The sequence below is a fragment of the uncultured Cyclobacterium sp. genome (genome assembly GCF_963976465.1).
Taxonomy (GTDB): domain Bacteria; phylum Bacteroidota; class Bacteroidia; order Cytophagales; family Cyclobacteriaceae; genus Cyclobacterium.
The window spans coordinates 1-7,239 of the sequence record NZ_CAXBOC010000292.1; the positions used below are offsets into that span (position 1 = coordinate 1).

The 7,239-nt window shown below is 40.8% G+C and carries 6 protein-coding genes; 1 reads left to right on the top strand and 5 read right to left on the bottom strand.

Translation table 11 applies throughout. The features are described from left to right. A partial coding sequence (locus tag AAC037_RS15770; RefSeq protein ID WP_339903879.1) for a M28 family peptidase occupies window positions 1–1,741 on the top strand: 1,741 nt, incomplete at its 5' end. 239 nt (window positions 1,742–1,980) lie between these two features. Here the strand turns inward: AAC037_RS15770 and AAC037_RS15775 are convergent. From AAC037_RS15775 to AAC037_RS15795, 5 genes are all read right to left on the bottom strand, one after another. Then, window positions 1,981–3,171 carry a THUMP domain-containing protein gene (locus AAC037_RS15775; RefSeq protein WP_339903880.1) on the bottom strand — a complete coding sequence of 397 codons (1,191 nt, stop codon included), beginning with the start codon at window positions 3,169–3,171 and terminating at the stop codon, window positions 1,981–1,983. Between the two features lie 58 nt (window positions 3,172–3,229). Then, a complete protein-coding gene (locus AAC037_RS15780) occupies window positions 3,230–4,408 on the bottom strand; it encodes an NTP transferase domain-containing protein (RefSeq protein ID WP_339903881.1) in 1,179 nt (392 codons plus the stop codon). Further along, complete coding sequence (gene moaC, locus AAC037_RS15785; RefSeq protein WP_339903882.1) at window positions 4,392–4,877, bottom strand: cyclic pyranopterin monophosphate synthase MoaC; 486 nt, start codon at window positions 4,875–4,877, stop codon at window positions 4,392–4,394. The genes AAC037_RS15780 and moaC overlap by 17 nt, the downstream gene beginning before the upstream one ends. Window positions 4,878–4,893: 16 nt before the next feature. After that, the gene (locus AAC037_RS15790; RefSeq protein ID WP_339903883.1) at window positions 4,894–6,042 is read right to left on the bottom strand and encodes a cysteine desulfurase family protein; all 1,149 of its coding nucleotides are present in this window, start codon (window positions 6,040–6,042) and stop codon (window positions 4,894–4,896) included. Between the two features lie 22 nt (window positions 6,043–6,064). Then, window positions 6,065–7,239 (bottom strand): S8 family serine peptidase (locus AAC037_RS15795; protein ID WP_339903884.1); only part of this gene is annotated, 1,175 nt, incomplete at its 5' end.

Below are 7,239 nucleotides of genomic sequence, written 5' to 3' on the forward strand. Positions count from 1 at the left end.
CCAAGAAAACCCTTACTCCTCCCACCCTGACCTCGATAAGGGCTGGAATGCTTATTCAGGTTCAGGAGATGTCACCTCAGAGGTTGTTTACGCTAACTATGGAACCAAAGAAGATTTTGATAAACTGGAAGAGCTTGGGGTTAATATTCAAGGTAAAATTGTTTTAGCCAGATACGGCAGAAATTTCCGTGGATTTAAGGCAAAATATGCAGAACAATATGGTGCTGCCGGCGTCCTGATATACACAGACCCCAAAGACTATGGCTTCAGTAAAGGATTGGTTTACCCGGAAGGGAATAATTACAGTGAGAGTGCCATTCAAAGGGGTTCTGTTTTGACTGAAACCTTTATAGGCGACCCTCTGACACCCTTTGAACCTGCTTTGCCATTGGAGGGCAAGACTAAAGTAAAACGTCTTGATCCCAAAGAAACAAATTTACATACAATTCCTGTGACACCTATCGGCTATGGAGCTGCCAAAGAAATCATCGCTTTGATGAAAGGTAAGCCGGTGCCGAGCGGTTGGCAGGGAGGCCTCCCATTTACCTACAGATTAGATGGAGGACCTGCTTTAAAAGTTAGGTTAGCAGTATCTCAACCCAAGGAAATTGTCCGAATCAATAATGTAATAGGTACAGTAAAAGGTAGCATGTATCCTGAAGAATGGATCATATTAGGTTGCCATTACGATGCTTGGGCTTTTGGGACTACGGATCCTGGAAGCGGCACAGCCATGCTGTTAACCTTGTCTGAAGCATTGGGTAAGCTGGTAGAAGAAGGATTTAGCCCTAAAAGGTCAATAATGATTGCTCATTGGGATGGTGAAGAATATGGAGTCATTGGATCTACCGAATGGGTAGAGCAGATGAAAGAAGAACTGGGAAGCCAGGCCGTGGCCTATCTTAATTTTGATGGAGGGGTATCCGGAAGAAATTTTGGGGGAGCGGCTGCTCCAAGTTTGAAGAAAATAATGATGGATGCTGCTAAAAAAGTCACTTATCCCGACTCTTCCAAATCAGTGTTTGATAGCTGGTCCAAAGACGGTAAAAATCTTCCCATAGGTAATCTCGGCGGTGGATCAGACCATATAGGTTTTTATATGCATACAGGTGTACCTTCATTGAGTGGCGGTACAGGAGGGAAAACGCTTTATCATACAAATTATGACGATTTTAATTTCTATGAAAAGTTTATTGATCCAAGTTTGAAAATGGGAGGTGCAGTTGCTCAATGGGCAGGTATAATGTCTTTGAAACTGGCAAATGCCACTTTTATACCTTATGATACGCCCAGGTATGCAGAAGACTTGCGTAAACATTTCGCTACTGCTACCGGTAAAATCAAAACCTATTTCCCTGAATTTACCGGCTTTCGGCAATCTGAAGCTGCCATCCAATCCTTAGCTGAATCTACAAATTCACTCAGTCAATTTATGCCTCAAATACTAGACCAAGGCAAATTCAAGAAAAAAGAGTTAAAACAAATCAATTCGGCCCTAATTCAACTAGAAAAAAGTTTTATCTATAAGGAAGGAATGCCATTTGGACCTTGGTTTCTTTCATTATACGCTTCTTCTGATCCTTATAGTGGTTATGCATCTTGGATTCTTCCGGCTATTGAATATCAAATTGCAAACAGCAAAACCGAAAAATTGGAGCATTGGGATGAAGTATATGCCAAAGCCATTTTAGACTTGAATCAAAAGATTAAAGCCATCCATCAAAAATTAATCAGTCAATAAGCGAGCCTTTATTTCCTACCACCGTGTGGAAGGTCTATTCATAACATTAAAAAGCCGGAGTTGCAGCTATGGGCTAACAACTCCGGCTTTATTTCCGGTAAATGCCAAACACTAGCATTATTTTCTAAGACCTCCCTTTCAAAGCTTACTAAAGTACCAATATTAAAGGTCAAGCCATTGGACTTTGTGATAAGGTGATCTATCAAATTAGCATTAATGAAGCCAGATGGACTTATCGCCTAACTATTATTTTCAGGCTTTTTATAGGAAACCGTTTTTGATCCTTTATACAATTCAAACACAAGTAGTCTGCAGTCGATGGTTCCATTGTAAAATGGAATTCTCCTTTTAGGTTTCAATCCAATCCGCTTACCCAAATCAAGATTTCCTGTAAAAACCAAGCCTGTATAACCTGAACAGCGTTTTTTCATAAAATCACCAATTTCCCTGTAGGTCAATTCAAGTTCTTCTTCCTCTCCTAGCCTTTCGCCATACTCCGGGTTAAAAAAGACGGCTCCTTTGTCTGCTTCAGGTATGGTTGCTTCTCTAAAATCACAAACTTCAAACTGGATATATTCGGCAACTCCAGCTTCTCTAGCATTGGCCTTACTGGCATTTATGGCCCTTTCACTTATATCTGAAGCAATAATAGGAAAATCAGGAATTGGTTTTATTTTATCTTCCAAATCCTTCTTCAAACCATAATATACGCCGGCATCATATCCATTGATGTACATAAAGGCATAATCGTCTCTAAATAAGCCGGGGTACCTATTGGTAGCCATTAAAGTGGCTTCTATGGCAACAGTCCCTGAACCACACATAGGATTGACAAAGGGACTGTTTTGATCCCAACCGGAAGCTACCAGAGAGGCAGCCGCAAGTGACTCCATCATGGGAGCACTTCCCGGTATTTTCCTATAACCATGTTTGATTAGGGTATCCCCTGAAGTGTTGATATAAATACTAGCTTGGTCTCCTTTCCAAAAAAACTGAAAAACAGCCTCATCTAAATTAGATCCTGAATCCGGTCTTTCGCCGAACTTGTTTCTAAACCTATCCGCAATAGCATCCTTTATTTTAACATTGACAAACAAGGGATTGTCAACAGTTTCATGCTTCACATTGCTTATAACTGAGAAATAACCATCTGTTTCTATATATTCTTCCCAGGGCAATTCATTGATAACCTTGTAAAGGTCTTTAATGTGATCTAAAGGAAAACTATGGATTTCGTACAACACATGACTGGCTGTTCTTAAGTGCATATTTAGAAAAATACAATCATTCAAGCTGCCTGTCAATGCAACATGAGTTCGAAAAACTCCATCGATTTTAAAATTCAAAGCCTGTAACTCTGCTTCTAAAAATGGCGCATTCCTGTCGTAACAAGTAATGACTATTCTTCCTTCCTTAGTAAAATCTATCATGGTGCAAATATACCTTTAAAAATTGGCATGGACCGAAATTCAAATGCCGCCTTAACCTTCAAATCTCTTCTTTTTTTAACGTTTTCAAAGCGGATGCATAGGCTTCTGGATCATTTACATTTTGGAATTCCCGTACATCCGGTGCCTGCAAAATTTCCACTTCTGAATTGATCAAAACTTTCCTTGGGCAACTGTATCCCTGACTCAAATACCTTAATAATACCGGGTAAGCCCTAGGCTCCCATATGGTAATTAGGGGTTCAGGGAACTTGCCATCTGAATCCAAAAATACTGTAGCTAATTTTGAAGGGTTTCTGTTTTTCAGCAGGAAGGCAATGGTTTCTTCGGTTAAAAAGGGTAAATCACATGCTACTGAAAGCCATGCCGCATCCGGATTGCCCATAAATGCAGACAAAATCCCTCCCATAGGCCCCAAACCTTCAATTTTGTCTTTGATGGTCAAATATTTTTCCTGAAGCCTTTCATGTTGTACTTCATTACAAGACAAGAATACTTTCTTACAATGTTTTTGCAACAAGTCGCTTACATGGTCTTTTTGGCTTTTGTCATGGTAAGTCAAGCCGGATTTATCTCTGTTCATCCGACTGCTTTTGCCACCTATCAATACCAAACCGTTTACTTCGGCACGATTTGCGTCTGTAAATTCTTTTATAAAAGACACGATTTTATCCACTTCAGCAATGTTAACCACTGGTAATTGTTCCCAATCATGGATATGTTCCTTTATATATTCCGGAATAATTGATTGCCCCTCTTGCAAAACCAGTAAGCGAACACGGGTGATTTTGCTAAGCTTTTTTTCCATTGGCTTTTTAGGATCAATCACCAATACCTGATCTTTGGCTTTAAAATGATTGGCATTGATTAAAACCAATTCTTGGTTATTTAGCCATTCACGTTGTTCAAAAACCGATACCTGTTCTTGTTTTCTATCTAACCTCTTGAATACGATCTTATCCCTAAGCTCTACCGCATCTGGAAACTGCATCAAGCTTTCTTTATCTCCCTTACCGGCAATCAACGCATCCCCTTCTTTGTGGTCAGCATCAACATAGGCTATTTTATAAGTTGAAGCCAATTGTTCGATTGCCATATGAGCTAATTTTTGGATGTTCCCGCAAGAAGTTCCTAAGAAGCCCAATTCAATTCGGCCATAATCCCCCATATCAGGCTTGGCCAAATGTACATGTTTTTGGTGTTTATCTTTTGAAGTCACTTTTACCTCCAGTTTTTTCTTCCAGTTTCACTTCCTTAATTAAAATATCATGAGAAAAACCTTTGCACATATCATAGATGGTCAAAGCCGCTACAGAAGCGCCTGTCATGGCCTCCATTTCTACCCCGGTTTTCCCTGTGACCCGTGTACTGCAAGTAATTAAAATCTCCTCCTCCCCTATGGCCTCAATGGATACCTTACAATCATCCATGCCTAATGGATGGCAAAGCGGAATAAGTTCAGCTGTTTTTTTTGCTCCCATTGTGCCTGCAATTATCGCCGTTTGAAAAACCGGACCTTTCTTAGTTATCAATTCTGATTCATTATTAAGCGAACGCATGATTTCTTTTCCAAGTACCACCCTGCAGGAAGCTTTGGCAAAGCGCCGGGTAATTTTTTTTTCTCCTACATCCACCATCGCAGGATTTCCGGTAGTTTTGTCCAGGTGGGTAAAGTCTTTCTTTGTCATTTTAATAAATTAAAAATTATATAGAACGCAAATCTTCTATTACTTCACGGATGTATTCAATGGCAAATGCTACATCAGCCGCAGTAGTAAACCGGCCTAGTGAAAGACGTAAGGTGGCCATGGCCGAGCTTTGGTCCAAACCCATGGCGGTCAACACGTGAGAGGGTTTATCAGAGATGCTACTACAAGCAGCCCCGGAACTTACCGCCAGTTTTTTATTTACCCTTATCAGCAAGGATTTGCCTGAGACCTGATTGAAAGAAACATTGCATACATGAGGAAGTCGATGGCTTCCTCCGTTTAGTTGGCAACCCTGAATTTGTAGTAAACCATTCTCTAATTCTTTCCTTAAATTAAAAAGCCTGCGGCTTTCCTCCTGCAAATCTTCTAGGCAGCGCTCAGCGGCTTTACCTAATCCTACAATTCCGGGCACATTTAGGGTTCCACTCCTACGGCCTCTTTCATGGCCGCCGCCCGTTATCTGGGCTTTTAATTTAATTTTAGGTAGCCCTTTCCTTATAAATAATGCTCCTACACCTTTTGGTGCATACATTTTATGACCTGAAAGTGCCAATCCATCCACTCCCAAATCCCTAACATCAACAGGGACCTTTCCAACGGTTTGTACTGCATCTGTTAAAAAGAGCGCCCCATGAGCTTTCGTTAGCGCTGCCATTTCTTTGATAGGGTGTAACTTTCCTGTTTCATTATTGGCCATCATGGCAACCACCATCAAGGTATTTTCTCTAAAACTTGACTTTAATTGGTCTAGAGAGATTTCCCCCTCAGCCCCTACAGGTAAACAGGTCAATTCAAATCCCTGGTCTGCCAAACTTTCCATCGTATCAAGTACAGCCTTGTGTTCTGTGGCGATGGTAATCAGGTGATTTTTTCCGGGGTCCGCCATCTGAGCCATGCCCTTTATTCCAAGGTTTAATGCTTCAGTGGCTCCACTCGTAAATATGATTTCATCTGCCTCTGCTCCAATTAATGTTGCCACTTGCTCTCTGGCAGTTTCCACGGCCTCTTCTGCCAACCAGCCATAAGGATGGTGGGTACTTGACGCATTGCCAAAAGTAGAGGTAAAGTAGGGTACTATGGCCTCTACCACCTCCGGAAAGCAAGGTGTGCTTGCATTGTAATCAAAATAAATGGGTAAATCCATCTACGAGGCTTTAATATACAGACTATTTTGCCAATTCTTCTGCCATTTTAATGGCTTGATAAGCATTTACAATCCCACCGGTTTGGCTCAAATCTCCAAAACCCACCAATTCTTCTTTTCCCGGTTGATGTACTTTGTCATCACCAACCTTATAAACAGAGCTTGTAAGAATTTTACGTACTTCTTTTGGTTTGAGGTCCGGATAGTAAGCAAGCAAAAGAGCTGCTACACCGGCCACTGTTGGGGCTGCCATGCTTGTACCACTATTGTTTTCATAACCTGAATCAGGAATGGTAGAATAAATATCTACCCCCGGTGCAAATAAGTCTACTCCTTCTTTACTAAAATTTGAAAAATCCGCTGCAAGATTTTCATCCTCTCTAGGTCCTGAAGCACCTACTTCTATCCAAGCATCAGACACTCCTCTTTTGGCAAACCACCTGTTAGGGAAATTATTTCCAGGAGTGACTTCCTTTGAGCTATTTCCTGCTGCGTGAATCAATAATACACCTTTCCTCTCTGCGTACTTGACTGCCTTGTCCACATATTTTTTACCAGGAGAATAAGATTTACCAAAGCTCATATTAATGACGTTTGCACCATTGTCTACCGCATATCTAATAGAGTTGGCAATATCCTTATCCCTTTCATCTCCATTTGGCACCGCCCTTATAGCCATGATCAATACATGGTCTGCTATCCCCTCAATTCCTAAATCATTTCCTCTGTTGGCTGCAATGATACCGGCAACATGAGTTCCATGGGAAGGATCAGGACCTGTTGGGTCATTGTTTCCATAATACTTTTCCTTGTAGTTATCCGGGTCATCCCCAACAATTCCTCTAGGATCAAAGTCTGTATTGTAAGCATACTTAGCCTGCACTTCAAAATGCTTGACGGCTTTACCCAATTCTGCAAGGATGGTATTAATACTTGCGTCTTCAAGCCTTATCATGCCAAACATTTGATTAAGCATGTCAATGGCCGCAGTAATTTTTTCATCATCTGACTCAAAATTTGCCAAGTCCTCAAGACTAAAATCTGTTACTTCAAATTCTTCCTTCACCAAATCTGCCATTTTTGAGAAACCTTCCATCATGTTATTGTACATGTTGTAATTTGATGCTGCTTTATCTTTGGCCTCTTCAAAGTTTTTACTGACTTTTTCCCAATATTCAAACTCATCCCTGTTCTTTC

Excerpts from the sequence above, each read along its gene's own strand:
- AAC037_RS15775 (WP_339903880.1), bottom strand. The coding sequence starts at position 3,171 with ATGATAGATTTTACTAAGGAAGGAAGAATAGTCATTACTTGTTACGAC.
- moaC (WP_339903882.1), bottom strand. The coding sequence starts at position 4,877 with ATGACAAAGAAAGACTTTACCCACCTGGACAAAACTACCGGAAATCCT.
- AAC037_RS15790 (WP_339903883.1), bottom strand. The coding sequence starts at position 6,042 with ATGGATTTACCCATTTATTTTGATTACAATGCAAGCACACCTTGCTTT.